The organism is Planomicrobium sp. MB-3u-38, from assembly GCF_002836425.1.
Classification (GTDB): Bacteria; Bacillota; Bacilli; order Bacillales_A; family Planococcaceae; genus Planococcus; species Planococcus okeanokoites.
This window is the reverse complement of sequence record NZ_PJBO01000010.1, coordinates 13,245-39,373: the sequence shown is the minus strand read 5'-3', so window position 1 is coordinate 39,373 and position 26,129 is coordinate 13,245. Positions and strand designations below refer to the sequence as shown.

The window sequence follows — 26,129 nt, the reverse complement described above, 5'->3', positions numbered from 1 at the left end:
AAATTACACAAGGAGGAATTTAAGTTATGGCTGACAATGCACCGACACACAAAGAGGAATTGAAAATCGTCAATGATTTGATCAAGGATATCGAAGTCGCGATGTTCACAACGATTGTCGATGGTAAACCGGTGTCCCGCCCGCTTCAGACGCAGGAAGCGGAATTTGACGGTGAACTGTGGTTCCTGACTTTAAAAGACACGGACAAGTACCAGGAAATCCTGCATAACCCTGCGGTCAACGTGGCCTATGCCGGCAAATCGTATGTATCGATCAGCGGTTCTGCTCAGTTCATCGATGACTTGGAGCGCAAAAAGGAATATTGGAATCCGGTTTTCGATAAAATGCTGAATACGACATATGATGATCCGAACGTCATTCTGATCAAAGTGACTGCCGAAACCGCGGAATACTGGGAATCGGGCAATATGGCGAAAACGGTTAAGAATTTCGCTAAAAAGCTGACTGGCAATGAAGATGAAGGCGATAAAAAACAGATGAACGATACGGTGGAATTCAACTGATCGACGTTTGGGAAAAATCCGCAGACAAACAGATGTCTGCGGGTTTTTCTGTTTGTAAGGGTTTATTAAAATCAAAAACTCGCTTACAGTAAAAGAAACTACCAGTTGCAGAGGATGAAACCCATGAAAGTATTTGCTTCCCATGATGAACAGATCACGATATTGCAGAACCGCGGACTGTTGGTGCCGGATAAGGCGGCAGCCCGACGCGTGTTGTCGCGCGAAAACTACTACGCGCTGATTGACGGTTACAAGGAACCGTTTCTGGAGCGGGACGAGCGATTGAATCCATACGGGCAGGAACAGTACCAGGCGGGGACGGAGTTCGGGCATATATACGCGCTGTACCGTTTCGACCGTGAATTGCGGATGCTGATGCTTAATGAATTGCTGAAATTCGAAAAGAATATTAAAACGAAAGTGGCGTACCGCTTTTCGGAGAAGTTCAAAGAGATGGATTCTTTCCTCGAACCGGCTCATTACAGCGCGGACAAGGAGCGCCATCACGAACGTGACCGCATCATCTCGACACTTTACAATTTGATCAAGAGCCACAAGAAACGTGACCGCGTAAAGTATCCGGCTATCCGCGAGTTTTTCGACAAGCACAGGAACGTCCCGTTATGGGTGCTCGTCAATTTCCTGTCGCTTGGGCAGATCACCAATTTCTATTCCGTAATCGATGATGAACTGCGCGAGCGCATTGCGCAGGATTTTGCCGACGAATTCAGCGAAGAGTATGAACCGTTGCAATTAAAGGCGAGTGAACTGGATGCCTTGCTGCGCATCGCTTTCCCTTACCGCAATAAATCGGCGCACGAAGAAGTGCTGTACCGTTATCGGCTGGCGCATCCGGAAGAACTCGGTGATGTCGATGCAAGGCTGAGATTGTCGGCAGGGAGCCTCGGTAAGGGGACGGTCTATTCGATGGTGGGCCTTTTGAGGCTGGTGCTCGCGAAAGAAGAGTATGAAGTATTTTCGGCTGAACTGGAGCGGCTGATGGCGGAACTGAAAGCTTCGCTGCCGGGCCGGGCATATGGTGTAGTGATGCGGGATACAGGTTTTCGGGAGAATTGAAGGATAATATTTCCGGGAGTCGACATTTCCTGTACATGCGTCATCGGATGAGCCTCTTTTATTCCGAATAGAATTGTTAAAGAAAGGAGGTCAGGTTATGAACATGCTGAAGGATATGAACGAAGCGCTGCAGTATATGGAAGAGCATTTGGACAGTGATATCGATTTCCAGGAAGTCGCGGACATAGCGGGCGTTTCGGAATACCATTTTCGGAAGCTCTTTTCATATTTGTCCGGTATGACGCTGAGCAGCTATATCCGTAACCGGCGCCTGTCGCTGGCGGCATTCGATTTGCAGCGGGGCGGCGGACGCATACTGGATGTGGCTGTGAAATACGGCTACGATTCGGCGGACGGTTTCAGCCGCGCTTTTCGTGAATGGTCGGGCGTGCATCCGTCGGAAGTGAAGAACAGTGGGAGCTTGAAGCTGTTTCCGCGCCTGACTTTCCAATTGACGATTCAAGGAGGAATGGATATGGATTACAGTATCGCAGAAAAAGACACTTTTAAATTGGTAGGCATTAAAAAGAGGGTGCCGATTGTTTTTGAAGGGCAAAATCAGGAAATCATGAATATGGCTGGTTCCATCACACCGGAGCAGCGTGAAAAACTTGCTCAGATGCGGAATACCGAAGTTAAAACAGTGGTGAACGCATCCTTTAACTTTGACGCGGGGCGCAATGAAGAACAAGGTGAACTCGACCATCTCATCGGATCCATCACGACTTTGGATGCTGATTTCAGAGAGTTTGATGTGGTGAATGTTCCTGCTGGCAGCTGGGCTATTTTCAAAATGGAAGGGCCATTCCCGGGCGTTCTACAGGAAACGTGGGCGAAAATCTTTTCCGAATGGCTGCCTTCTTCTAATTATGAATTGAGGGAAGGGCCGGAAATCTCCTTTAATGGGGACATGAGCGATTTTGAGAAGGTATACAGCGAAATCTGGATTCCGGTGAATAAACAGCAGTAGCTTCCTCGAAATTTTGATTGCTACGAGTTTTAGAAGAAGGCTCCGCGTTTGTGCGGAGCCTTCTTTTCAATGATATTCCAGATTATTATTGTGTTTTGGCAGTTTTTCAGGAAAGTGTCTGCAGGAGCCTAAAATAGTCGGTCAACCGTAAAGTAGAACGTCAACTTTCTACGTAATTTGAAGTTTGTGATCGGCAAAGGAGGATTTATGATCGGCAAGCATCAGTTTATGATCGGCAAAGCAGGATTTGTGATCGGCAAGCATTAGTTTGTGATCTGCAAAGGAGCTTTTATGATCGGCAAGCAAGTTTTTCACCAGAAAAGCAGGCCCGCAAGTCAGCGGAGCCTGCTTTCTTTAATTTTTGAAAAGCTGGTCGGACTCTATGAGCGGTTTTTGGTGTTCTATGATCACTCAGGGGATTCTATGATCACTCACAGGATTCTATGATCACTCAGGAGATTCTATGATCACTCACAGGATTCTATGATCATTCGGCAAAAATCATACATATAAAAGCAATAAATAAAGCAGGCTTCCACATCAGGGGAACCTGCTTTATTTCATATCGCTCAGCTTGCTTCCGGAAATTCTTCCGCCACCTTGTCTTCCACTTTCTCGATGATGGTTTCGTAATAAAGAAGTTCCTCATCCAGTAGAATCATATACCCTTCATAAGGTGATGAAGAGTTAATCAGCTCATATGCTTCCAGATAAGCTGCCGTATCGAAATAACCAAATTCCATGTCTTCATCTTCAAGTGAAATCGCATCCGCTTCCCTGACCAATTCCAAGGACACTGCCGGATCGACAAGCAGATAAATTTCCGCTAACGTGATGAGGTCATCCAGACGGTAATCGGGATTTCCGTTTTCGAGGCGATCTTCCATGAAAGTGATGGCTTCGTCCAATTGATCCTGCAATAGATAAAGGTCAATTTGCATCCAGGACAAGTGGTTCAAGTCTTCTTCCGATGCGGTCGCATTCAGTTCATCCATGATTTTTGCCGCTTCTTCGTAGTTCCCTTTTTCCATTGCTTCATAAGCCGCATCATAATTCGCCTGTTCGGCAGTGCTTTCTTCAATCATGTCATCGAGGAAAGTTTCCTGGAATTCAATCAACTCCATACCGGTCGCATCTTCAAGCATAGCGTAGAATTCACTCGGCATTTTGGCAGAGAGAAATGTCGGCAATAAATCCTCGCCGTGTTCATTGACCAACGACTGCACCGCCAAAAAGCTTTGCACGTACGGATCGTAATTGCGTGTATACGTATTATGGAACGAATAGTCGTAATCCAGCAGTTTGAAATCAGTGACTTCCACATCTTCAAGCGCATACCAATCACTTGTCTCACCGGCTAGATAGTCGGCGACGCCTTCTTCAAACCATAAAGGCAGCCGAGTCTCAGACAGGCCATATTCCTGTGAATACAAATGGCTCTGGTGGTGGCTGTATTCATGGAGTAGAACGATGTCCCATGAGTAGTCATCCGGCACCAAATGGATTTCCTGGCTGTAATAATCATAATAACCCATGGCTTCTTCGTAGCCGGATGCTTCAGACAACGTGTCAAAATCGTCATGGAAGACTATCGTCAAGTCACCCATTTCTTCATTGTCATAGAATTCTGCAATCCGCCCTTTTTCCTCTTCCAGAAATTCATCGATCTTATCGATTTCATCTTTAGTCGAAGCCGTGAAGGAATAAACCACACCATTCTTTTCAATACTGCCAATCGTACTTGAATTCGAATTGCTGTGCCAAAGTGCAGAAGCCAGCATTTTCGTCTTTTCAGCAGCTGAAAAATCCTTGGTTAGCTCTTTAGCCTCCAAAAAAGTGTTGGCTGCAGCAAACAGGCCAATTGCCGAACTCAGGTAAACCGTTAAAATCAATAAGGCAGCGACTTCCATCCGGCTCTTGAGCCATATTTTTTCAAGCTGGCCGTTTTCGATTCCATAAAGGCTGAAGGCAAGGCCTGCCAAACAAAGCACCAGAAGCATGAACGAAATCAAAATGCCGAGTACAAGGCCCTGGCTGAAGATGAGCCAATAGCTTCCAATACTGAAGCCAAGGAATAAAACCGATAAAATCACTATTTTCCACAATACTTTCATAGCTTCCTCCACTTTCCATTTGAATTGATTGCAACTGCATTTCTGCCGATTGAAAAAGTGGAGTGGTTCGCTGGATTCAGCTCTGACTTGTATTTTTCGCCTCGGGTTCTTACTTTCAAGATGCATTCAAGAAATTGCGTACTTGGAAGTTTTCTATATATTAACATTTAAAGGTCCCGGTATATATCTATTTTTAATGTGTATAAAGTCCCTAATTTATTGTTATAAAGAATGTAGCGATAAAAAGCTTCTACCGACAAAATGCTATGCTAAAGTTATATGGAAATGAAAGAAACCGGGCAGATATGAAATGTAATTTAGCGATGGGAGGTAATACAATGGCAGATCTGCAAGAAATGGCAGACCAGCTTGCACGATTATATGCAGAAAATCCGAAAGTGGAGGGAGTGCTGCTTGGCGGATCCGTTTCAAGAGGATGGCAGGACAAATATTCGGATATTGAATTGCTGGTATTTTGGAAAGAGCCGCCAACAGACACATACAGGAAAACACCTATCATGAAATCGAATGGCACCGTGCTTGATTTCCATCCTTATGAGGACGAAGAGTGGTCGGAAACCTATTTAACAAATGGAGTAAAGCTGGAAATCAGCAACTTCCTGACTGCAGCCATTCAAAGGTTCATCACAAAGACTGTCGATTTTTTCGACACTGATCCTGAGATCCAATGTATTGCGGCTGCAGTCAATTATGGCAAGGCACTCGAAGGGCACGAACTGATCACAGAGATGAAAGGAAGGGTACAAAACTATCCGGACGGATTAAGAAAGACAATGATTGAAGAGAATATTATTTTCGGCAGCCGCTGGAGCAACAGGGAGGCTTTGCTGTACCGGAAAGACTGGCTGATGCTTTATAAAGTGATGGCCGATGCGGAGACAAAAATCATGTCGATTTTATTCGCGTTGAACCGGCAATATATTGTGCATCCCGGTTTTAAATGGCAGCGGAATGCGCTGGATGGCATGTCCGTAAAACCGGAAAACATAATAAAACGCATGGAATCTGTATTCATCGGCAACCCAAAGGATGCAATAAGAACGCTTGAAGCAGTCATCCAGGAAGTTTTCGACCTTATCGCTCAGGAACTTCCCGACATGGATTTATCTGAGGCAATGAAACAGACACATCAGGTGAGACCGCTAAACGAAAATTATTGAAGAAAAAAGGATGGAGGGATACGGAATGGGACTACTCACTGGCAAACTTGCCATTATCACTGGTGCGGGCCGCCTGAATGGCATCGGGGCTGCAATCTGCAGGGAATTGGCTGAAAATGGATGTAGTATCTTTTTCACTTATTGGACAGCATATGACAACAGCATGCCTTGGAAATCTGAGCCGGACGAACCAGTAGAGTTGAAGGAGGAATTGGAGCGGTTCGACGTGAAAGTGGCATCTTTGGAAGTGGACCTGTCTCAGCCGGAAGTATTGTCATCTCTGTTGGAACAGGTTGAAAACGAGCTTGGCCAACCTGATATATTGGTGAACAACGCTGCCTATTCGACGGATACCGATTACTCAACTTTGACCATAGAAGGGCTGGATCGGCATTACCGAGTGAATGTTCTGGCCACGACAATATTAAGCAGCAGTTTTGCGAAACGATTCACGAAAGGATCCGGTGGACGGATTATCAATCTCACATCAGGACAGTTTAAAGGTCCGATGCCGGGAGAACTGGCTTATGCAACGACTAAAGGGGCAGTTGATGCATTGACAATCACTCTGTCAGCGGAAGTTGCACCGCTTGGCATCACTGTCAATGCGGTGAATCCAGGACCCACCGACAGCGGATGGATGACACCCGACATACAGGATGCGCTGCAGCCGCGATTTCCATTCGGCCGTGCGGGTGAGCCGAAAGATGCGGCGAAATTGGTGAAGTTCCTGGCAAGTGATGATGCTGCCTGGATCACGGGACAGATACTCCATTCGGAAGGCGGTTTTGAAAGATAATTGGGAACTCATTGAAATTTTCAAGCACTGAAAATAATAAATTTCAAACGGATTGTTTAAAAACGGAGGAAGCCTAATGTCAAATTACCAATTGATTTTTGATTATCGTTCGAATATGAAATACAGGGGAAGTTTTAATGAGCTTTCAAAGCAGGTATTTGGACTGGATTTCAGCAAATGGATCGAAGCGGGGTGTTGGAATGGGGATTACATTTGTTATTCATATAATGACGGCGATCGGGTTGTCGCCAATGTTTCCGTCAACAAGATGAACCTGGTTCTAAACGGCAAAGACGTAAAAGCGATTCAATTGGGAACTGTGATGACCCATCCCGATTACCGTAATCAGGGATTGGCCGCTGAACTGATGGAAATTGTCATAGCAAAATATGAAGAAGAATGTGAGTTCATCTATCTCTTCGCTAATGATTCCGTATTGGAGTTTTATCCTAAATTTGGATTTGAAGCAATAGTGGAAACCAAGCTTAAAATGAAGAGGAGTGATTTGGGGCCGGCGATTGCAAATACTATCCGAAAACTCGACGTAAAGAAGGATTTTACCTTATTAAAAGATTTTGCGGAAAACAGAGTACCTGTCTCTGCAGTTTTGGGTGTCAGAAACAATGCACACCTGCTTTGTTTTCACTACTTGCTGCAATATGCGGAAGCTCTTTATTATGTGAGTGAACTAGATCTGATTGTTATCTTCGAAGAAGCTGATGGAAATCTGCATGTCTATGACATAATTTCGAAAAGTGCTGTAGATGCCAAAAACATTCTCCCATATATTGTTTCAAAAGAGACGGAAAACATTCATTTATATTTTACTCCGGAATTTCAAAATGATGATATCTATTCCAAAGAAATAAATACGGCAAGTGACCGTCTATTTATTCGGCGAGCGCCAAGCGGCTTGCCACGCTACTTTACATTTCCGATGACGTCGCATTCTTGAAATCATAAAGGAAAGCACCAGTAAAAAAGGCGCTTTCCTCCTTCAATGAATTCAGTCCGTAAATTGGATGTCACGGGTCTCGCGCAGTTCAGCTGAGTTGCTCAACATCTCATTATGATGTTCGATGATCTGTTCTGCGCTCATCGTTTCCGAGTCCCAGGTGCCGTGGGCGTCTTTTGCCAGCGTCACATGGAAGCCATGCCTGACGGCGCTTTGCGTAGTAGCATCTACACAGTATTCCGTCTGGTTGCCAGCGATGACGAGATTCTGAATCCCCTGTCTTTTCAATTGTTCCAAAAGCGTCGTTTCATGAAACGAATCCGGCGTTTTTTTCTGGACGACTACATCATCTGGCTGCGGTTGCAGCGACTCATGAATCTGCCAGAAATCGGTGCCTTCCACAAGTCCGGCGTCGTTATGCTGGATGTAGATAACCGGAACGTTCGCTGAACGCGCTTTTTGGATCAGCATCTGCAGATTTCCGAGCAGCCGCTCGCTTTCATGGACAGGATTGGCAGGGTCGAACATTTCGTTTTGAGCATCAATTATCAACAAAGCCGTGTTCGGCATGGAATCTACTCCTCTTTGATTATTCTAATCTTTTTATTCGACAGCAACGTTCTAAAACCTTCCTGTCAGATGAAAATAAAAAAGAGGTTTGTTTTTCTGTTACCTTATGATAGGATTTGGGTAACAAATAAATTATGCACTGGGGGAGCCGCTTTTCGGGCTGAGACAAGCATTGCTTGGACCCTTTGAACCTGATCTGGATTATGCCGGCGGAGGGAAGTGGTAAATGCATGCTTGTTCGGATGCAACCACTTTGCACTGCTGTCCATTTCTATGGAAGCCGTGTATTTTTTTGTGCAAAAAAGGGGGAGAAGCGATGGAGGAAATTTGGGGATTCATCGATTCCGGCCACAATAGCCCAGCTTTCAATATGGCTCTGGATGAATTGATGCTGGAATGGCTGGAAAAAGGGGAAATCGGACCAACCATCCGGTTTTACGGCTGGTCACCTGCTGGCATTTCAATAGGCCGTTTTCAGGATGCCGATAAAAAAATCGACTTCGGGCAGGCGTCAGCTTACGGAGCGGAAATCGTCCGAAGGCAGACAGGCGGACGCGCTGTGCTGCACGACCAGGAATTGACATACAGTGTAGTGGTGCCTGAATCTCATCCGGCGATGCCGCGTTCTGTGAAGGAAGCTTATTCGGTTATTTCGAAAGGTTTATTGGAAGGCTACCGGGAACTTGGCATCAGCTCAGAGTTTGCAATACCGGAGTCATCGATGGAGAAAACGGATTCAGCTGTCTGCTTTGATAAGTCGTCCTGGTATGAACTTTTGGTCGATGGCAAGAAAGCCGCCGGCAGCGCTCAGATGAGAAAGAAAGGAATCATCCTGCAGCATGGCTCCATTCCCATTGAAATTGACAGCGTGAAGCTATTCGATTTATTCAGTTATCCTTCACGCGAAATAAAACATCGGGCAAGGGAAGCGTTCAAGGAAAAAGCCATATCCATCAACGCGGCGACCGGCAAATCCTTTGTCTTCGATGAAGTGAAGGCCGCTTTTAAAAAAGGCTTTGAAAAAGGGCTGGGCATTAAATTGGAACCGCTTGCGCTGTCAGATGCAAAATTGGTGGAAATCAATCAGCTGGCGGAAACGAAGTATAAAAATCTTGATTGGAGTTACTCAACTGAAAAATAGGAGGAGTTTAAATGTCGAAACAAGAAGAATACATACGGAAACCGGATTGGCTGAAGGTGAAAATCAATACGAACGAATCGTTCACGGGACTCAAGAAATTGATGCGGGAGAAAAAGCTGAACACGGTGTGCGAGGAAGCACGGTGTCCGAATATCCATGAATGCTGGAGTGAGCGCAAAACCGCCACCTTCATGATTCTTGGGGACACCTGCACGAGAGGCTGCCGCTTCTGCGCGGTCAAAACAGGTTTGCCGAACGAGCTTGATCTGGGCGAGCCGGAACGCGTCGCGGAATCAGTTGAAATCATGGGCTTGAAACATGTCGTGGTCACTGCAGTGGCACGGGACGATTTGAATGACGGGGGCGCAGCAGTGTTTGCCGAGACAGTGCGGGCGATCCGGAGAAGAATGCCGGCAACGACTGTGGAGATTCTGCCATCCGACATGAAAGGCGATTACGAAAGCCTCCACACGCTGATGGACAGTGCGCCTGATATTTTCAACCATAATATCGAAACCGTCAGACGCCTGACGAAGCGGGTGCGTGCGCGGGCGATGTATGACCGTTCACTTCAGTTGCTGGAGCGGGTCAAGGAAATTGCGCCGAACACGCCGACCAAGTCGAGCATCATGGTCGGGCTTGGAGAAACGAAGGAAGAGATTATCGAAACAATGGATGATCTGCGCGCGCACAACGTAGACATCATGGCGATCGGCCAGTACCTGCAGCCAACCAAGAAGCATCTGAATGTGGAGCGCTATTACCACCCGGATGAATTCGCTGAACTGAAGGAAATTGCGTTGTCGAAAGGCTTCAGCCATTGCGAAGCAGGGCCGATGGTGCGCTCTTCCTATCACGCGGATGAACAGGTCAACGCAACTTCGGCACAGCGCCGCATCAAGTACATGAAAGGCTATGAGTCGCAGGGCAAGACATTGGAAGTGGAAACTTTTTAAAACTATTTTGTGCCATGCCATCGCTCTTGCGGTGGCTTTTTTCATAGTTAAAATATTATTGAATTCGATGAAATTGCTTTATTGCAAATAAAGAGGTATATAACGCAAACCCAAATGGCAGAATCATTGACGTCTAAAAAAAGACCACCAGAGATTGGTAATCTTCCATAATTTCTTCCTATAATTACTGTCAAACCGTCAAGTCGTTCTCGGATTTGATTCGGATGGCATCCTGCAATAACTTCTGGAGAACGGCAGCAAACACCGCGACCACAAGCGACGCGAAAATGACGAACAATCCCATGATGATGGCTGGCGCATCATCTGCCATGGTCAGCATATAAAGGAACGGCATTTCAATCAGATAGACAATGATGATGGCAACAGCACAACGTTTGATATTGCGGATTGCCTTTACCGAAAGAATGGAGAAAGCTTCGTTCCGGTCGATGTAATTAAGCAGTTTCAGTGATTGGTACAGCGCGATGAAAAATGGGATCATGCCGATATACATGCCGATCAACAACGGGTACTGTAAATTTTCGAGTTCCGGAAGAGCCCAGTATGGCGAATTCGGATCAAATCGGGATAATCCGTAAATGCACACAGCAAGCACCGGAAGACCGACGAGAAAAACGGCGGCTTTTAATACGGTAGTTGAAGTCCGTTTCATTAAGAACACCTCATCTTGTAGTTGTTATTAATGAGATAATACACTATTATTTATTGAATATCAATAAATAATTATCTTAATTTGATGTTTAATTATCGTGATCTTTTAAGTGAAGCTACAGATATTTCTGCAGGCCCTTATAAATCGCGACAATTTCATCCTGTTTGATCCGTACAAGTCCACTGGACGAAGGCGCAACGAATTCAGCGATTCCGGGAATGACCGGATCATTCTGTTCGCCCCAAGGCACGAGGCGTCTTTTGCTGTATTGCTGATAGACGCCTTTGCCGACGAAACAGACAGCGGCCGGTTGAAGGCGCTGGATCTTTTTTTTCAGTTTTTCCGCGCCGATGCGGTATTCCTCTTTTGTGATCTCGGCGGCTTCCTTTGTAGGACGAGGCACAATATTCGTCAGGCCAAGCCCGAGCTCCAGCAGTTTGCTGTTTTCATCGGGCCGGAATTTTCGTGGCGTAATGCCTGCGAGAAAGAGGATTTTCCAGAAACGGTTATTCGGATTCGCGTAATGATAACCGGTTTCTGACGAACGGATACTGGGGTTGAAACCGACGAACAATATCTTCAACCCGGGTTGTATGTGATCTGGAATCGGTTCTAAATGCAATATGGAATCCTCCTTTAATTGGATGCTCATGTATTTATCATACCCGATTTAAACAAGTTAATTACTGAGTGCAGTTTCTGTCTTTATTCCTGTATCTTACAGTTCCAAAGTACTGAATTTCCATAATAATGAAACCATAGATTTCTCTGAACGTAACAGAACGGTAGAATCAGATTAGGAGGATTGATTTTTATGGAACTCACCAAAGCGAAATGGTTTATGATAGCTCTATTGCTGCTGGCAATTCTTGCTGGCTGTTCGACAGCTGATGAAGAAGCGGTGGCGGAAAAGGAGCAAGCGGCTGAAAAGAAGGTGGCAGCGGTCGAAGAAAGTGATGAAGAGGCAGCAGCTCCCGCGGAAAAAGAAGAAAGCGATATTCCGGAAGCAGCCATACATAATGTAGAAGAAATGGTGAAAGAAAAGGGGAAGTATGTTCCCAATGAAATGACTGATCAGCAAAAAGAGGAATTGAATGAAGAACTGGAAGCGGCACCTGCCGGAATGACAGGGGAAGAAGCCTATTCGCTGGCAGTCACCTTATTAGCGGCGGATGTGGAAGAAGCGGCCACGATCATAAATGAAGTGGATCCGGTCATTAAAATCGATTCTGCAACTCCAGAAGATGAAATTGACATTCCTGACACAGAAACGGTCAATGTCGCCATTCTGCTGGATGCAAGTGGAAGCATGGCGGGAGAAGTAAGCGGCGGCCAGAAGATGGAACTGGCAAAGTCTGCGATTGAAAAATATGCATCCGACCTCCCGGAAGGGGCAAATATCATGCTGCGCGTTTATGGACATGAAGGAACAGGCACGGACGCTGACAAGGCGATGTCCTGTGCGAGCAACGAAGTCGTCTACGACCTCGGCGCTTATGATGAGCAGCAATTCGCAGAATCACTCGATCAATTCAATCCTGCTGGATGGACGCCTCTGGCAGGAGCCATCGAAGCCGCTGAAACGGATTTGAAAGAGCATAAAGGCGACAACGTGCGCAATGTGGTTTACGTTGTCAGTGACGGCATCGAGACATGCGACGGTGATCCGGTTGCGGCTGCTGCATCGCTGAACGAATCGGACATTCAAGCGGAAGTGAACATTATCGGATTCGATGTGGACAATGAAGGGCAGAAACAGCTGGAAGCCGTAGCTAAAGCAGGGAATGGCCAATACAAATCGGTTTATTCCGAAAGTGAATTGAACGAATATCTCGAGCAGGAATACAGCCGCCTCTATTGGGAGTGGCTGGCCTGGGGGAATGACAGGAAACTGGATATCCTTTCGCAAAGCAACGATATTTACGGCGAGCTCCTGGCAGCCAACAACGATGTCAGCTTCCTTTCCCTGGCCTCCAAAAATGAGATGTACGCCATTCATTACGATCTGAAAGAACTTGGGAAATTTAAAGACCAAGAAGCAGTGGACCGTTACCTCGAACTGATCGATACACGTTATGAAACAGTGAGGCAGCATTTCAGACAGGAGTCGGAACGCAAAGACGAAATCCGCAAAGAAGTATATGAAAAGCTCCGTGAACAAGTCGATCAACTCGAAGAAGAGAAAATGGACGATTATAAATCCTGATCAAAAAAGCCAGCTTCCTGAGCAATTCAGGAAACTGGCTTTTACTGATCTTTATTTTCCTGTTTCAGGATCCACGGATATCTGCCATTCGATGCCAAAGCGGTCGATCAGATTTCCATATAGAGGGCTCCAGAATGTTTCCTGCAGGTCCATGCTGACCATACCGCCTTCTGCCAGCTTTCCGAAAATGATCCTTGCTTCTTCCTTGTCATCGAGTGTCAAAGTAAGCGACACATTATTGCTTTCCTGTAGGAAATCCCCATGCCAGGCGGCACATCCGAAATCATGAGGTAATCACCATTCTTCAAAACGATTTGGGCGTTCATGACCATATCTTTCGCTTCTTCCGGTATGCCTTCCATATCATCGCCGTTTGCATCGCCATAAGTCATGAGCCCGACCAGGTCACCATCCAGGACATCGGTGTAGAAGTGGGCCGCTTCCTGGCCTTGTCCGTCAAAATTCAAATAAGGGAACATTTTTGTAATCATGCTTAACCTTCTTCCTTGTTTTTTTGCTGGTCATGCAAGAATTCATCCAGTCTGTCATAAGTTTCCGACATGCCTTCAACGGCCTGCATATCAATGATTTTCTGTAATTCTTCTTCCGAATCAAAAAGCGTGCGGGAAGTGATTTTCGTTTGTTTGCCCTCTTCGGAGAAATCCACCTGAATCAGCATTTTTGGCATTTCTGCCAGTTCATTGCCGTATTGGTCCGCAAAGGCATCCACATAAACCAGCCGTGCGTCAGGAACCACTTCCTGATAGGTCGCTTTGCCCCATGCCTCCTGGCCGTCTTCCGAAGAGCGCATGCAATAATGCCACACACCACCCGGTTCGACTGCCATTTCGGTGCTATGAGTCTCCCAGCCGGTTGGTCCCCACCAGCGGGCAACGCTGTCCGGAGTGACATGGGCTTCATAAACCAGCTTTTTCGGCGCATCAAAACTTCGTTCCATGATCAGTTCCCGTCCCTCAGTTCGTGTCCGAGTTTGTTTCCTCGACATTGGAATATCCTCCTCGTGTCTCAGATATCCGATCTTATATGCTGCTCCTCCTTTCAGAAGAAATGACCGGTTTGTCACTTACAGTATAGCGATTTTCCGACTGAAATAAAATGAAAATTCAGTTATCCAAATTAAATTTCTTCTGAGTGTAAATTATCAATTTCAACCGGTTCGATTTTGTCGGCCGGTTCGAATCCGAAGATGCAGCTGTAAAAATAGAACTCACCGTCAATGGAGCGTTTGATATTCTCAGCTTTCCGGAAGCCGTGTCCTTCGCCTTCGAATTCCAGATAAGCGACAGGCAGACCTTTTTTACGAAGAGCTTCGACCATCGGCACAGCCTGATTCGGCGGCACCACTTTATCGTCAAGACCTTGGAAAAAGATCACGGGACACGATAAACGGTCGGTGAAATGGATCGGCGAACGTTCATGGAATACATGTTTTTCTTCAGGATAAGGTGCAATGAGCCCGTGCAGATAATGCGACTCGAATTTATGGGTTTCCAGTACAAAACTTTCCAGTTCGCTCAAACCGAAATGGCTTGCGCCAGCCTTGTAAATATCGGTAAAGACGAGGGAAGCGAGTGTCGTATAACCGCCAGCTGATCCACCGGCGATAGCGACTCGGCCATGGTCCACGTCCCCGCGGTCAATAAGATATTGGACGGCGTTGGCGCAGTCTTCGACATCGACAATGCCCCATCGGCCTCTCAGGCGGTCCCTGTATTCCCGCCCATAACCGGTTGAACCGCCGTAATTCACATCAACCAGCGCAAAGCCGCGGCTGGTCCAGTATTGCTTCACCAGATTGAGTGCGGAAGAAGTGGCGCCGACCGGCCCGCCATGTGCATGTACAAGCAATGGCGGCTTTTCACCTTTAGGCGCTGTAAAGTCGGGATTGCTCGGTGCATAGTAAAGCGCGTGTGCTGTTTTATTGTTGGCTGTAGGGAACTCAATTGCTTCCGGCAGCGATAAATAATCCGTGTCGATGAGGAATTCCGATGCGATCTTTATATCTTCCAGCTTCAATGAATCTGTGTCCATTACCGTGATCCGTGGAAACTCTGTCGGCGACGCTGCAATAAAAGCGACTTTATCTCCATTTGACTGAAGAGATGAAAATGACGTGAATCGATTCGTTATGGGATTCAAGCGTCCATTCCAGACATCCACGCTTGCAAGCTGCCTCATGCCGTGCTGTGAATAAGAAGCGATGATCGTATTTTCATCGACAAAGCAATAATCCGATTTGCCGAGCACTGAACTATGTGAACCGAATTCCGCTTTGACCGGACAAACTTCTTCTTTGTGGCTGCCATAACAGCGCATCAGATTCCACCAATTGCTGTGGTCTGACAGGAAATAGAGTGTGCCACCTGGTGACCACAGCGGCTGGACAATCGAAACACCGGAGCCGCCGGTCAATTTTCGGTTATTGGAAAGTGTGCCATCTTCATTAATATCAGCCACCCATAATTCAGACTCATCCCACGGCATATGCGGATGACTCCACGTAAGATAAGCCAGGTGCTTGGCATCCGGGCTTACCCGTGGATTCGAGTAGAAATCGTTGCCCGAAACGGCAATCTTCTGATCGCTTCCATCCGCATTCATCACAACGATGGTTGTTTCGGGAGCAAGTGAAGAATTTGTGTGATCTTCACGAATCCAATAAAGGCGTTGATTTGGCCGGTCGATTCCTGCATCTGCATAGCGGTGGTTTGAGTCGGATGTAATCTGTTTCGGCTGATTTTCACCTATTTTCAAATATAAAAGATTGTCTTCAAAATTGGAGAAATAGAGACGTTCGCCGAAGACTGCGAAAGGGGCGCCGCCGTATTCATGAACCCGTGTCCGGACATTGAAAGGAGCAGGTGTCTGTTCGGCCAGCGCATTATCCGAAGTCTTTTTCATGACCCGGCTGCGGCCGCCTTCAGAAGGAAGGCGTTCAAGCCAATAAAGATCATTTCCTTCATAAGCGATGCCTTCAAGAGCTACTGTATCCTTTATTATCAATTCACTGGTAATCGGCGACTTCCAGCTGCCGTAAGGCACTATTTTTCTCTCCATCAGAAAACGCCTCCTGTTCAACTTAAGTATATTAATTTTAACAGGAGAAGAGTTGGAATTGTTGGATAATTTTAATGGGAGAAACAATAAAATTGCTATATTGAAAAAGTTTGTAAAATAACTGGTCAATAATAAGTAATATTACATACAAAATATTCATTATTTAGTATAATAGATTCATTAAAGATGGGAGAATTAGAGACAAGGAGTTGAAAAAATGGTTTTTTCTTCAGTGCTGTTTGAAAGTATGCTGGATGGTTTCTGGCCGATTTTAACTGGGTACGTTTTGCCGATCGGGCTCTGGATGCTCGTTCCGGCAATGATACTTCGGCTGATTTTCAAAAGCAAATTATCTTTCCAGGTTGGAGCCTTGATCGGCTTGGCTCTCTGTTTTTTCATCGGCCCTTTTTCTACATGAAAACAAAAAAGCATGCTTCCCGGTGATTACCGGAAGCATGCTTGAAATTTTACTGTTAATATCTCTTGCTGTATTTTCTCTGAAAGTCTTCCTCAGAAGATAAGAGGTAAATAATACCTTCGATTACACCAATCACCGCAGGTATACCTGTCCAGAAGAACAGGAGATAGATTAGGCCTGTGCCTGGTTTGCCCAGGTAAAATTTATGGGCGCCGAAGTCTCCGAGAAATATCGCGAGCAAAGCGGCCGCTAATTTGTTTTTCATTCCGATCATCCTTTCTGCTTATAAGATTCTTTTCCCGATTTGATGATAATTAATCTGGGCAAACATAGAAAAATATATTTCACCCCAATCCGTACACTGAGGAGAAGACGATGCAATTTAACAAAACTATCAGTTCCATTACCGAAGATATTAAATCCGATAACATTATCCATCGAACAGCAGTCCGCGCTATCATAATCGAAAATGAAAAAATTTTGATGGTCCGTTCTGATCTTGGCTATTGCAAATTTCCGGGAGGCGGGGTCGAAAAAGGCGAGGGTCTCACAGAAGCGTTAATAAGAGAAGTAGCGGAAGAGACGGGATACATCAATTGCATCATAAAAGAAGAATTTGGAATCGTTGCGGAGCAGCGGCCGGATCATTCATCCCGCGAATTCCATTTCCATATGGATTCGCAATATTTTATTTGTGAGCTGGACAATGAAGAGACGATTGACCAGTCGCTTTTTGGTTATGAACTGGAAGAAGAATACAAGCCTGTCTGGCTGCCTGTTCAGGAAGCGATCGATTCAAATAGGTTGTTTTACAGTAAGGATCCGTCCCAGCATTTTATTATGCGGGAGAATTTTGTGCTGGAATGGTTGAACACTATAAAAATTTAAAAAATCAAACTTATATTTTGAAAGACTTTGGAAGAACCAAAGTCTTTTTTTATTTGGCAATAAGAATACCCTGAAACTAAGTATCTTTAAATCTAGATTTTTTATTATTCAAAAAACTTAAAATGATTAATTAGTCTCATAAGTTAAGAATGACCTAAAGCTTGGAAAAAGAAGAGAGCTGAAAGATTCTAAGATATAGATGATAAAGCAAATAATAATACTATTTTAAAGACGAATATCCAATAAACAGGAAAAAAGAAATGGGTATTATTTACTTGTGATTTTTTAAAGGTAATAATGAACTTTTTTGACATCGATGGAAATTCAATGGTAATTATATAAAGTAAGAAAAAAGAATCAGTGATTATCAGTCAGTGGTTCGAACGATGCAATTTAAATTGAACTGAAGAAAGCTGAGGAGTGCAGATGATTGAATCAAAAAGAAAAGCCATTATTTTCTTCCTGCTTGCGGCTATTCTTGCAGGAACTGCTGGATTTTTGACTTTGCAAAAAGTTAAAGCCCTGAACAATGATCTGGGTACAATGGTCAACGTCTATGCAGCAGCCAGCGATATCGCTTCACGAAGTGAAATTTCGCAAAATCAGGTTACAGTAATGAGCATTCCGCAAAAATTTGTAACTGAAGAACATATTACAGAAACACAGGATCTTGAAAACAAAGTATCAGTGATTCCCTTATCTTCGGGAGACCTGATTACTAAAAATATGCTGAAGCAAGCTACAGCAGTTATGGAAGAAAATAATCGCCTGATTACATTGATGGCTTCCGAACGTGTATTTTTTGATGAAGAATTGGAAGCATTGGATCGTGTGGACATTATTGTATCGCTGCGAGAAAACAATGAAAGCAAAACTGAAATCTTTATGAAAGATGTAAAAGTGGCAAGAGTTGCGAGCGGTGATAAGAAATTTGCTGGAGTTCAGGTGGAAATTCCACTGGATGATGCCCCGAGACTCATACATATGCAAAATTATGCGGACAGTGTCCGCATCATCAAAGCGAACGTCGGAGATGGCAGTGCTGCGGAAGCTGCAAAGGCTGAAGCTGAAGAAGCTGCCGAGAAAGCTAAAGCTGAAGAGGAAGCAAAGGCAAAAGCCAACGCTGATGCTAAAGCTAAGGCTGAAGCCGATGCAAAAGCGAAAGCTGAAGCTGAAGCAAAGGCAAAAGATGAAGCGAAGGAAGACGATGAAAATGCGTCTCCTGAAAGCTGAGGAGGGGCGGCATGAAACAATCCAAATTGCTGATAATCGGACAAAAAAATGAATTGTTCAATTTGCTGGCCACTCAATTCGGGGCTGACTTCGATTATGACTGGCTGGATCCGGCACTTCTGAGGTCGGAACTAAAAAATGCAAATCCTTCACTCGTTCTTCTGCTGCATGAAGCAGGCAAGGATTTGGAGACCCACGCATACATCCAGCAGGAACTGGTGGATGTACCGGTCGTATTTGTCCATGAACGACATGATTTCCAGTTGTTCCGGGATTTGGTCAGAGCCGGAGCCATCGATTATTTTGTTATTCCTGAAGATCTGAATGGCCTGGAAAATCAGATTTCGATTTTATTGGCCCGCTTGACGATTCGTTCAGAAAAAGATAAGCCAGCGAGCTTTAAACGCGGAAGCGGCCAGGTTTTCGCATTCTACAGCGGCAAAGGAGGCAGCGGTAAAACTTTGCTCAGCACCACATTTGCCCAAACGCTGAAATTCGAGTCAACCGCTCAGGTGCTTTATATTGATTTAAATCTCCAGTTTGGCGGCGGGGAAACGTATCTGGCGGTTGAAACTGCGCGGAGCCTCCTTGATCTCGAACCGGTTATCGATGAAATGACGGAACAGCATTTGCGAAATGTTGCGGCAAAAGAACCGCTTTCCAAAATGGAATTGCTGATCAGTCCCTGCGACGCAGAAATGGCGGAATATATTACAGAAGATTTTATTACGAAACTGATCCGTGTCTGCCGGCGGGCTTACGATTTTATTGTTATCGACCTGCCGGTGCATATGGACGAACGCACTTATACCGCGTTGGTCGAAGCAGACCGCATCTATTACACGATGGCTCAGGATACACCGTCTATACATGTTTTCAAACACACAGAAAAGCTGTTCCAGAAACTCGGAGTTGCAACTGCTGACCGCCTTGAACTGGTATTGAATGAAGTCGGCAGAGACAACGAACTGTCCAAGAAAGACATTGAACGGTTTATCGATTTTCCGATAGCCGCTGAAGTACGCAGGGATATTAAAGGAGTACAGATTGCAATAAACAAAGGCGAGACTCTGCGCAAGCTGCCGGAAGAGAAGAAGTTGACGCCGGTGGCCAAAGATATGCGGAAATGGGTCATTTCCATGCTGAAATAAAAAAGATCTGAGAAAGGAAGATTGCGATGTCCCTGTTTCAAAAGAAACGAAGTGAATCAGCTGTCAAAATTACGGAACTCAAGCCGACTGCCGCTTCGCAGGTGATGTCTCCTTTTTTGGAAGAATTGCTTGAACATTACAAGACCCGGCTTCTGTCCGAGACAAATCTTGAGCAGCTGATTGCAGCGGAAGAGACAGAAAGACGCATGTCGATCGAACGGCTGATCAATCAGTTCATGCTGGAGGAAAAAGTCGTCATCTCCAAGACGGACAAAGAAACACTCTTAACACGGCTGATTGATGAAAGTGTCGGGTTTGGGCCGATCGAACAATTGCTGAAAGATCCAAGCATCACCGAAATACTGGTGAATGGCTCGAAAGAAATTTTTGTAGAACGACATGGCCGGCTGGAACCTTCTCCCATCAAGTTTAAAGATGAAGAACATGTACGCCATATCGTCGACCGGGTCATTGCACCTCTTGGACGGCGCATCGATGAAAGCTCGCCGATGGTTGATGCCCGCTTGCCGGATGGCAGCCGGGTCAACGCTGTCATTCCACCCATCAGTTTGAACGGCACGCTGCTGTCAATCCGGAAATTCCGCAAAGAGCCATTCGAAATGGAAGATTTATTGGCTTTGGGATCCCTCAATCCTGAAATGGCGGAATTCATAAAAGGAATCGTCGAAGCCAAGCTGAATGTCCTCATTTCAGGCGGCACAGGAAGCGGGAAAACGACGTTGCTCAATGCCGTTGCCAAATCGATTCCGCCTTCGGAACGGGTCATAACAATAGAAGATTCTGCAGAGCTCCGGCTGAACCGCGGAAGTGTGGTCGGGATGGAAGCACGGCCGCCGAACGTTGAAGGCCGAGGAGAAGTCAGTATCCGACAGCTGGTTAAAAACGCGCTGCGGATGCGACCTGACCGGATAATTGTCGGGGAAGTCCGGGGCGCTGAAGCTTTTGATATGCTGCAGGCCATGAACACAGGGCACGAAGGTTCACTGACCACTGTCCACTCGAATTCACCGGTGGACGCTGTCAATCGGGTCGAAGGGATGGTTGTCATGGCCGGCATGGATCTGCCGACGGAAATCATCCGGGAATACATCGTCGGCGCTCTGGACTTCATTGTTCAGGCAGACCGGCTCGGGGATGGCAAACGAAAAATCGTCAACATCTCCGAAATTTATGTGGATGATGAAAAAGGCGTCCAGATCCGTGACGTCTTTGTCTTTAAGCGAACAGGAACTGGCCCAAACGGAGAAGTTGTCGGCTATTTTACAGCTACAGGTTACATACCAAAATGTATGCAGCGCCTGAAGATGTTCGGTATCGAATTGGATGAGATGATTTTCAGGCTTTCTGAGGAGGCGGTCCGATGAATTTGACGATAGCGATCCTATATGGTTTGACCGTCCTCGTTCTGATTATTGCCGTTTATCAATTTTTGGATTACAGAAGAAAGAACCAGGAATGGAAAAAGAAGTTAAAAATGCAATACCCGGAAGAAAAGCGGAAAAGTTCCATCAGTGTATGGGGGGACAGCTTCGACAGCACCCCATTTGCTGAAACAGTAGCCAGAAAATTGAAGAATGCCAACGTTTCGCTGCTGCCATCCGAATATGCCGGTATGCATGTGCTGGGGCTTTTAATGTTATACGTGGCATTCAATATGATTTTCAGCATGGCGCCTCTGCCGAGTATCCTGCTGACTGTGGGTATTCTTGTGTCCAGCCATTTTCTGCTTTTTTATATTCGCAACAATAAATACGAAGAGCGCCTGAACAGCCAGTTGAGCGAAGTGTGCCGGCTGCTTGCCAACGGCGCAAAGTCCGGGATGACCATCTCGCAGGGCATCGATCTGGTGGCGCGCGAAGTCAATGAACCAGCCAGAGAGGAATTCAAAAAGCTGTCCCATGAATTGAAGCTTGGCGTACCTTTTGAAACAGCACTGCGATCCGTGCAGAAACGGAACAGTTCGCGTGACTTTCAGCTGTTCATCGCAACGCTGCTGATCCAGAAAAAGACCGGCGGAAATCTGGCCGCCACACTTGAAACGATGGCGAATACGCTGGAAGACCGCAAAGTCCTGAACCAGACCATCCAGACGATGACTTCGGAGCAGCGCTATATTTCGCTGGTGGTGCCGGCCATGCCGGTGCTGATCCTGCTGTTCATGAACAACATCATCGACGGCTTCACGGATCCGCTGACGACTGCACCCGGAATCATCATGATGATTGTATTCGGTTTGGGTGTTGTTCTTTCTTTCTTCCTGATCCGGCGTATTACAAATATAAAGGTGTAGGTGAACGGAATGGACGCTCTCATAATTTTTACAATCATCGTTTTTTGGTTCCTTGTCTTGCTGGGAATCCGAAACTGGTCTGCATATGTGGAAGAAAAACGGCTGGTACTCAGCCATGTATCCGAATTGACAAGCATCGACGCCTTCGATAAAAAGCAGCGCAAGAAAAAAAAGAAGGCAAATCTCTTTGAACAGCTGACCCGGTACTCTGATGAATTTGCGGATCTCGGCCAGCGCATCAACTTTTTCAGTGAAAACATTGAAGTTGCAGATTGGCTCAGAAAATCCGGTAACCCCTATGAACTGACGGTCGCACGTTTTCAAGGCTTGAAAATACTCCTGCTGGTCATCGGCTTTTTTGCAGCGATGCTGGCGTTTATAGTAGGCTTTCCTTTTTCGCAGTATGGGCTGGTCTTTTGGCCGTTGCTCGGTTACTTCCTGCCGATATTGGTTGTGAAGAATCAGGCGAAAAAGCGCCAGGAAAAACTGAGGATGGACCTGCCCGATTTTCTGGATACGATCAGCACCAGTATCCAGGCGGGTGTCAGCATGGATCAGGCATTAAGGGAGGTGATACGCTTTTTCGACGGCCCGCTCCGAGAAGAATTCATGCGCTTTAATCAGGAAATCGATTTGGGCGTGCAGCGTGAAACGGCTTATCGGAATTTATTGGAACGCAACAGCAACGATGAATTTCAGCAATTGATCAAATCTTTATTGCAAGGGTTGAAATTAGGTGTGCCCGTAGCGACGACTTTCAAGATCCAGGCGGAAGATATGCGCAAGCTGCGCCAGGAAAAGGTGAAGGAACTGGCAGCCAAAGCTTCACCGAAAGTGACGCTTGTAACGACTTTTGTGGTAGCCCCCGTTTCAATCATGATGATTGCGGGATTGATGCTGCTGAATTTGATTTATGGGGACAACAGCATTTTTCAATTACTAGACTTTTAGGAGGAATAAAACATGTTGGAAAAATACAATGAATTTTGCCGCCGTGCGGCCGCTTCAGTAAAAGCGAAAGTAGCAAACGAAAGAGGTTCACAGACACTGGAGTGGATCGGAATTGCAGCAGTAGTGGTTATAGTCGTAGGCGTTATTTCTCAGGCGTTCAGCGGAGATACATCGATCGGCGATACAGTAAAAGACAAATTCAAAGGCTTCATCGAAAGCATCGGCGGCGGTTGATCCGCTGAGTCAAGCATTTTAATAAGCAGTATAGGAAGGAGCAGACAATGAAGTTCACAAAATATGGTATTGCCTTCTTGCTTGCTCTGGCACTGAGCGGCTGCCAACAGGAAGAGCAAAGCGAACAAAAACCTGAAACAGCGGATTCCGAAGTTGCAGCCGAAAATACCGAAAAAGATAAACAAATCGAAGCGGAAACAGAGGAGGCAGAAAAAGAGGCGGATATCCAATCAGCATTGGCTGATGAAACGCTGATTCCCATTCCACAGGACACAGTTGATCTGATCAATCAGCCAGTAGGCAAATTGGCCGGCTATAATCTCTCTTCAGGCGATCCTGAAGAGAACACCAAACTGTTCCTCGAAGCATTCGGTGACGTTCCTCCTTTACCGGAAGAGGCATCCGAAAAAGAACTGGATCTTTACTTCGACCATCTTTATTCGATTATCGCAATGGATTTTCAGGATCCTCAAATCGTAGTGGATAATATGAAATTTGCACTGTCAGGGTCCCCGGAAGCGGATCCGCGCTTTTCATTCAAAGAAAATTACAATGTTGAAATCATTCTTGATGCCAGCGGCTCGATGGCCAATGTCATTGACGGCAAAACGCGCATGGAGTTAGCCAAAGAAGCAATCCGTGATTTCGTCTCGCAAGTGCCGGAAGAAGCAAACGTTTCTTTGCGCGTTTATGGCCATACGGGTACAGGAGATGAAGCGGACAAAGCGGCTTCCTGTGTAGCCATCGAAGAAGTTTATGAGCGGGGACCGTATGACAGCGGCAAGTTTGAAGAGGCATTGAATAAATTCGAGCCAGCTGGCTGGACGCCGGTTGCCGGTGCGCTCGAATCAGCAAAAGAAAGTTTTGCCGGTTTGAACGGTGAAGAGAATACGAACCTGATCTATCTTGTCAGCGACGGCATTGAAACATGTGACGGCGATCCGGTGGCAATGGCGAAAAGTTTTGCTGAAAGCGACATCGCTCCAATTATAAATGTCATCGGCTTTAATACGGATGCTGAAGCGCAGAAACAATTGCATGAAGTTGCCAAAGAAGCAAATGGCGTTTTCACGAACGTAACAAGCGGAGAACAGCTGGCCGAAGAATTCGATCAGACAGAAGAAGTGCTGCGCCGCTGGAAATCGTGGAAACTCGATGCGAATTTCGATGTGCTGGCAGCCAGCAATGCCAGCAGCAACGCAATTCAGAAATTCAGCAACGAATGGAGCCGGGTGTCTCAGCGGCAGTATCTAAGCCTGGCATTCGCCACCAGCAAACTCAGAAATGCCGATTACATCACACAGGATCAATTAATGGATTTGCGTAAAAAAGGGCAAGCAGTGGAGGATCTGTCAGATGCTTCCAAAAAAGAAGTGGTCGAGCAGCTGAAAAAACTCCAGGACCAGGGCCTCGAAGACATGCGCAAGGAAATTGAGGCACTCTATCCGGAAGAATAGTTAAAACTGAAAAAGGGGGACTCCCCTTTTTCCGGCTTATTTAGCCCCCTTTAGATAGGCCGGAAAAGCGGGAGTCATTAAATGAGGTGAAATTGTGAAAAAAGTGAAATTGGATGAAAAAGGATCCGCAACCATCGAATTCCTGGGGATGGTGCCTATCATCTTTCTTACATTGATGATCGTTTGGCAATTCATCGCTGGCATTCACGGTTTAATGGTGGCCGAATCAGCAGCCAACGAAGCTGCAAAAGTCTATTCAGTCACCGCTGATGCAGGTGAAGCGTCGGCAGCTGCAGAAAAAATCGTCAATTCGAGCGGCAGCTATATCAGCTACGGAGGTACACCAATTTCGGGAACCAACCAGTTTACAGCATCGGTCAATATCAGCATCGATTTCGTGTTCCTGCCTGCCGAATTCTTTCCTGGCGGCAAACCCACTTTCTCCTATACGGCAGACACATCGGGAAAGGTGATTAAATAATGCCTATAAAATCCTTTCTAAAAAATGAAAAAGGAAATTCTGCCATATTAGTTCTCGGTTTATTGAGCGTCATGGTTGTGCTGTTTGTACTGGTGATCAGTTTTGCCGGCGCTTTGGTTGTAAAAGAGCAGGCGATGTCGACTTCCCAGCAGGCTGCGCTTGCGGCAACTGCCACTTTATATGAAGAGCTTCCTTCCTTTATCGATTTATATGAAAAAGAATTGAAAAAAATTGAAGAAGAGAAGGAAAAAGAAGAAGAGGAACAAGAAGGTGAAGACGAGCAGCCGGAAGAACCGGAATCTGCAGATGAAGAAGATGAAGATGACAAGAACATCAAAGAACTCATTGATGAAGAAATCGATTTAATCAGCGGCAGCATGGCCGGCTACTCGTTAAACGAAATACGGAACGAAGCAATCGACCGTATTTTGGCAAAGCAATTGGATCTGGGCATTGCCGAGGGCTTGCTCAAAAAGAAAATGGCAGAAGAGCTGGAACATGACTGGATCAAAGAAATGAAAGAAAGTGCACGCAATACGATTCTCGTGAATGGCGGAGAACTCGAAGGGGCAGAAATGATTGTGTTCGACGACGGCCAGATTGTCGTCAAATCCTCGCATGAAGTTAAAGCGGCAGGCGGTGGATTCCTCTCCGGCATCAGTGAAAATTTATATAAAACATCCCGCGGTCCTGAATTGAAATTCGTTCAAAAGCTTCCCGGCTGGGATGGACGTACCTATTCTTTGGAATAAGAGGTGAGC

The 26,129-nt window shown here is 45.9% G+C and carries 29 protein-coding genes and 1 riboswitch; of the genes, 20 read left to right on the top strand and 9 right to left on the bottom strand.

The annotated features are described in order from the left end of the window. Window positions 1–26 precede the first annotated feature (26 nt). From CXF70_RS05220 to CXF70_RS05210, 3 genes are all read left to right on the top strand, one after another. Window positions 27–524 carry a pyridoxamine 5'-phosphate oxidase family protein gene (locus tag CXF70_RS05220; protein WP_101801790.1) on the top strand — a complete coding sequence of 166 codons (498 nt, stop codon included), beginning with the start codon at window positions 27–29 and terminating at the stop codon, window positions 522–524. Window positions 525–647: 123 nt separating this feature from the next. Then, window positions 648–1,601 carry an Abi family protein gene (locus CXF70_RS05215; RefSeq protein WP_101801789.1) on the top strand — a complete coding sequence of 318 codons (954 nt, stop codon included), beginning with the start codon at window positions 648–650 and terminating at the stop codon, window positions 1,599–1,601. A gap of 97 nt (window positions 1,602–1,698) precedes the next feature. After that, entirely contained in the window at window positions 1,699–2,571 is an 873-nt protein-coding gene (locus tag CXF70_RS05210; protein WP_101801788.1) for an AraC family transcriptional regulator, read from the top strand. Window positions 2,572–3,140: 569 nt separating this feature from the next. On the opposite strand, the gene CXF70_RS05205 is transcribed toward CXF70_RS05210, so the two are convergent. Then, entirely contained in the window at window positions 3,141–4,685 is a 1,545-nt protein-coding gene (locus CXF70_RS05205; RefSeq protein WP_101801787.1) for a hypothetical protein, read from the bottom strand. 338 nt (window positions 4,686–5,023) lie between these two features. Between CXF70_RS05205 and CXF70_RS05200 the strand changes: the two genes are divergently transcribed. The 3 genes from CXF70_RS05200 (at window position 5,024) to CXF70_RS05190 (ending at window position 7,620) form a co-directional block, all read left to right on the top strand. Further along, complete coding sequence (locus CXF70_RS05200) at window positions 5,024–5,866, top strand: DUF4037 domain-containing protein (protein ID WP_158241154.1); 843 nt, start codon at window positions 5,024–5,026, stop codon at window positions 5,864–5,866. A 25-nt stretch (window positions 5,867–5,891) separates the two neighbouring features. Beyond that, window positions 5,892–6,665, top strand: a complete 774-nt coding sequence (locus tag CXF70_RS05195; RefSeq protein ID WP_101801785.1) for an SDR family oxidoreductase — start codon at window positions 5,892–5,894, stop codon at window positions 6,663–6,665. Between the two features lie 76 nt (window positions 6,666–6,741). After that, window positions 6,742–7,620 (top strand): GNAT family N-acetyltransferase, encoded by an 879-nt coding sequence (locus tag CXF70_RS05190; protein ID WP_101801784.1) that lies wholly within the window; start codon window positions 6,742–6,744, stop codon window positions 7,618–7,620. A gap of 51 nt (window positions 7,621–7,671) precedes the next feature. Here CXF70_RS05190 and CXF70_RS05185 read toward each other — a convergent pair whose 3' ends face one another. Continuing rightward, window positions 7,672–8,190 carry a cysteine hydrolase family protein gene (locus tag CXF70_RS05185; RefSeq protein WP_101801783.1) on the bottom strand — a complete coding sequence of 173 codons (519 nt, stop codon included), beginning with the start codon at window positions 8,188–8,190 and terminating at the stop codon, window positions 7,672–7,674. A 131-nt stretch (window positions 8,191–8,321) separates the two neighbouring features. Further along, window positions 8,322–8,425, top strand: a riboswitch (TPP riboswitch). 81 nt (window positions 8,426–8,506) lie between these two features. Here CXF70_RS05185 and CXF70_RS05180 point away from each other — a divergent pair. Further along, a complete protein-coding gene (locus tag CXF70_RS05180) occupies window positions 8,507–9,331 on the top strand; it encodes a lipoate--protein ligase family protein (protein WP_101801782.1) in 825 nt (274 codons plus the stop codon). Between the two features lie 11 nt (window positions 9,332–9,342). After that, the gene (lipA, locus tag CXF70_RS05175; RefSeq protein ID WP_101801781.1) at window positions 9,343–10,287 is read left to right on the top strand and encodes a lipoyl synthase; all 945 of its coding nucleotides are present in this window, start codon (window positions 9,343–9,345) and stop codon (window positions 10,285–10,287) included. A gap of 190 nt (window positions 10,288–10,477) precedes the next feature. On the opposite strand, the gene CXF70_RS05170 is transcribed toward lipA, so the two are convergent. Both CXF70_RS05170 and mug read right to left on the bottom strand, forming a co-directional pair. Next, a complete protein-coding gene (locus CXF70_RS05170; RefSeq protein ID WP_101801780.1) occupies window positions 10,478–10,960 on the bottom strand; it encodes a DUF2975 domain-containing protein in 483 nt (160 codons plus the stop codon). A gap of 115 nt (window positions 10,961–11,075) precedes the next feature. Beyond that, window positions 11,076–11,612 (bottom strand): G/U mismatch-specific DNA glycosylase, encoded by a 537-nt coding sequence (gene mug, locus CXF70_RS05165; protein ID WP_101801779.1) that lies wholly within the window; start codon window positions 11,610–11,612, stop codon window positions 11,076–11,078. Window positions 11,613–11,774: 162 nt separating this feature from the next. Between mug and CXF70_RS05160 the strand changes: the two genes are divergently transcribed. Next, a complete protein-coding gene (locus CXF70_RS05160) occupies window positions 11,775–13,166 on the top strand; it encodes a vWA domain-containing protein (protein WP_101801778.1) in 1,392 nt (463 codons plus the stop codon). 51 nt (window positions 13,167–13,217) lie between these two features. On the opposite strand, the gene CXF70_RS18425 is transcribed toward CXF70_RS05160, so the two are convergent. The 4 genes from CXF70_RS18425 to CXF70_RS05145 form a co-directional block, all read right to left on the bottom strand. Continuing rightward, window positions 13,218–13,400 carry a VOC family protein gene (locus CXF70_RS18425; RefSeq protein ID WP_233208552.1) on the bottom strand — a complete coding sequence of 61 codons (183 nt, stop codon included), beginning with the start codon at window positions 13,398–13,400 and terminating at the stop codon, window positions 13,218–13,220. Beyond that, window positions 13,385–13,657 carry a VOC family protein gene (locus tag CXF70_RS18420; RefSeq protein ID WP_233208551.1) on the bottom strand — a complete coding sequence of 91 codons (273 nt, stop codon included), beginning with the start codon at window positions 13,655–13,657 and terminating at the stop codon, window positions 13,385–13,387. Before CXF70_RS18420 ends, CXF70_RS18425 begins: the two co-directional genes overlap by 16 nt. A gap of 2 nt (window positions 13,658–13,659) precedes the next feature. Beyond that, window positions 13,660–14,172 (bottom strand): SRPBCC domain-containing protein, encoded by a 513-nt coding sequence (locus tag CXF70_RS05150; RefSeq protein ID WP_101801777.1) that lies wholly within the window; start codon window positions 14,170–14,172, stop codon window positions 13,660–13,662. 131 nt (window positions 14,173–14,303) lie between these two features. Next, entirely contained in the window at window positions 14,304–16,244 is a 1,941-nt protein-coding gene (locus CXF70_RS05145) for a S9 family peptidase (protein ID WP_101801776.1), read from the bottom strand. A gap of 217 nt (window positions 16,245–16,461) precedes the next feature. Here CXF70_RS05145 and CXF70_RS05140 point away from each other — a divergent pair, with 217 nt between their 5' ends. Continuing rightward, on the top strand, window positions 16,462–16,662 hold the full coding sequence (locus CXF70_RS05140) for a hypothetical protein (protein ID WP_101801775.1): 201 nt from the start codon (window positions 16,462–16,464) through the stop codon (window positions 16,660–16,662). A gap of 55 nt (window positions 16,663–16,717) precedes the next feature. On the opposite strand, the gene CXF70_RS05135 is transcribed toward CXF70_RS05140, so the two are convergent. Further along, window positions 16,718–16,927: a TM2 domain-containing protein gene (locus tag CXF70_RS05135; RefSeq protein WP_084242712.1), complete on the bottom strand. Its 210-nt coding sequence runs from the start codon at window positions 16,925–16,927 to the stop codon at window positions 16,718–16,720. Between the two features lie 110 nt (window positions 16,928–17,037). Here CXF70_RS05135 and CXF70_RS05130 point away from each other — a divergent pair, with 110 nt between their 5' ends. The 10 genes from CXF70_RS05130 to CXF70_RS05085 all read left to right on the top strand — a co-directional run bounded on the left by CXF70_RS05130 (window position 17,038) and on the right by CXF70_RS05085 (window position 26,120). After that, window positions 17,038–17,550 (top strand): NUDIX hydrolase, encoded by a 513-nt coding sequence (locus tag CXF70_RS05130; RefSeq protein ID WP_101801774.1) that lies wholly within the window; start codon window positions 17,038–17,040, stop codon window positions 17,548–17,550. A gap of 426 nt (window positions 17,551–17,976) precedes the next feature. After that, a complete protein-coding gene (cpaB, locus tag CXF70_RS05125; RefSeq protein ID WP_101801773.1) occupies window positions 17,977–18,783 on the top strand; it encodes a Flp pilus assembly protein CpaB in 807 nt (268 codons plus the stop codon). An 11-nt stretch (window positions 18,784–18,794) separates the two neighbouring features. Further along, window positions 18,795–19,934 (top strand): CpaE/TadZ family protein, encoded by a 1,140-nt coding sequence (locus CXF70_RS05120; protein WP_101801772.1) that lies wholly within the window; start codon window positions 18,795–18,797, stop codon window positions 19,932–19,934. 26 nt (window positions 19,935–19,960) lie between these two features. Then, complete coding sequence (locus tag CXF70_RS05115; RefSeq protein ID WP_101801771.1) at window positions 19,961–21,319, top strand: TadA family conjugal transfer-associated ATPase; 1,359 nt, start codon at window positions 19,961–19,963, stop codon at window positions 21,317–21,319. Beyond that, entirely contained in the window at window positions 21,316–22,245 is a 930-nt protein-coding gene (locus CXF70_RS05110) for a type II secretion system F family protein (RefSeq protein ID WP_233208549.1), read from the top strand. Before CXF70_RS05115 ends, CXF70_RS05110 begins: the two co-directional genes overlap by 4 nt. 9 nt (window positions 22,246–22,254) lie before the next feature. Next, a complete protein-coding gene (locus tag CXF70_RS05105; protein WP_101801770.1) occupies window positions 22,255–23,196 on the top strand; it encodes a type II secretion system F family protein in 942 nt (313 codons plus the stop codon). 12 nt (window positions 23,197–23,208) lie between these two features. Continuing rightward, window positions 23,209–23,430, top strand: coding sequence for a hypothetical protein (locus tag CXF70_RS05100; protein ID WP_101801769.1), 222 nt, complete (start codon window positions 23,209–23,211; stop codon window positions 23,428–23,430). A 47-nt stretch (window positions 23,431–23,477) separates the two neighbouring features. Next, window positions 23,478–24,887, top strand: coding sequence for a vWA domain-containing protein (locus CXF70_RS05095; protein ID WP_101801768.1), 1,410 nt, complete (start codon window positions 23,478–23,480; stop codon window positions 24,885–24,887). A 94-nt stretch (window positions 24,888–24,981) separates the two neighbouring features. Further along, window positions 24,982–25,368, top strand: coding sequence for a TadE family protein (locus CXF70_RS05090; RefSeq protein WP_101801767.1), 387 nt, complete (start codon window positions 24,982–24,984; stop codon window positions 25,366–25,368). Further along, complete coding sequence (locus CXF70_RS05085; RefSeq protein ID WP_101801766.1) at window positions 25,368–26,120, top strand: pilus assembly protein TadG-related protein; 753 nt, start codon at window positions 25,368–25,370, stop codon at window positions 26,118–26,120. The genes CXF70_RS05090 and CXF70_RS05085 overlap by 1 nt, the downstream gene beginning before the upstream one ends. Window positions 26,121–26,129: the final 9 nt, after the last annotated feature.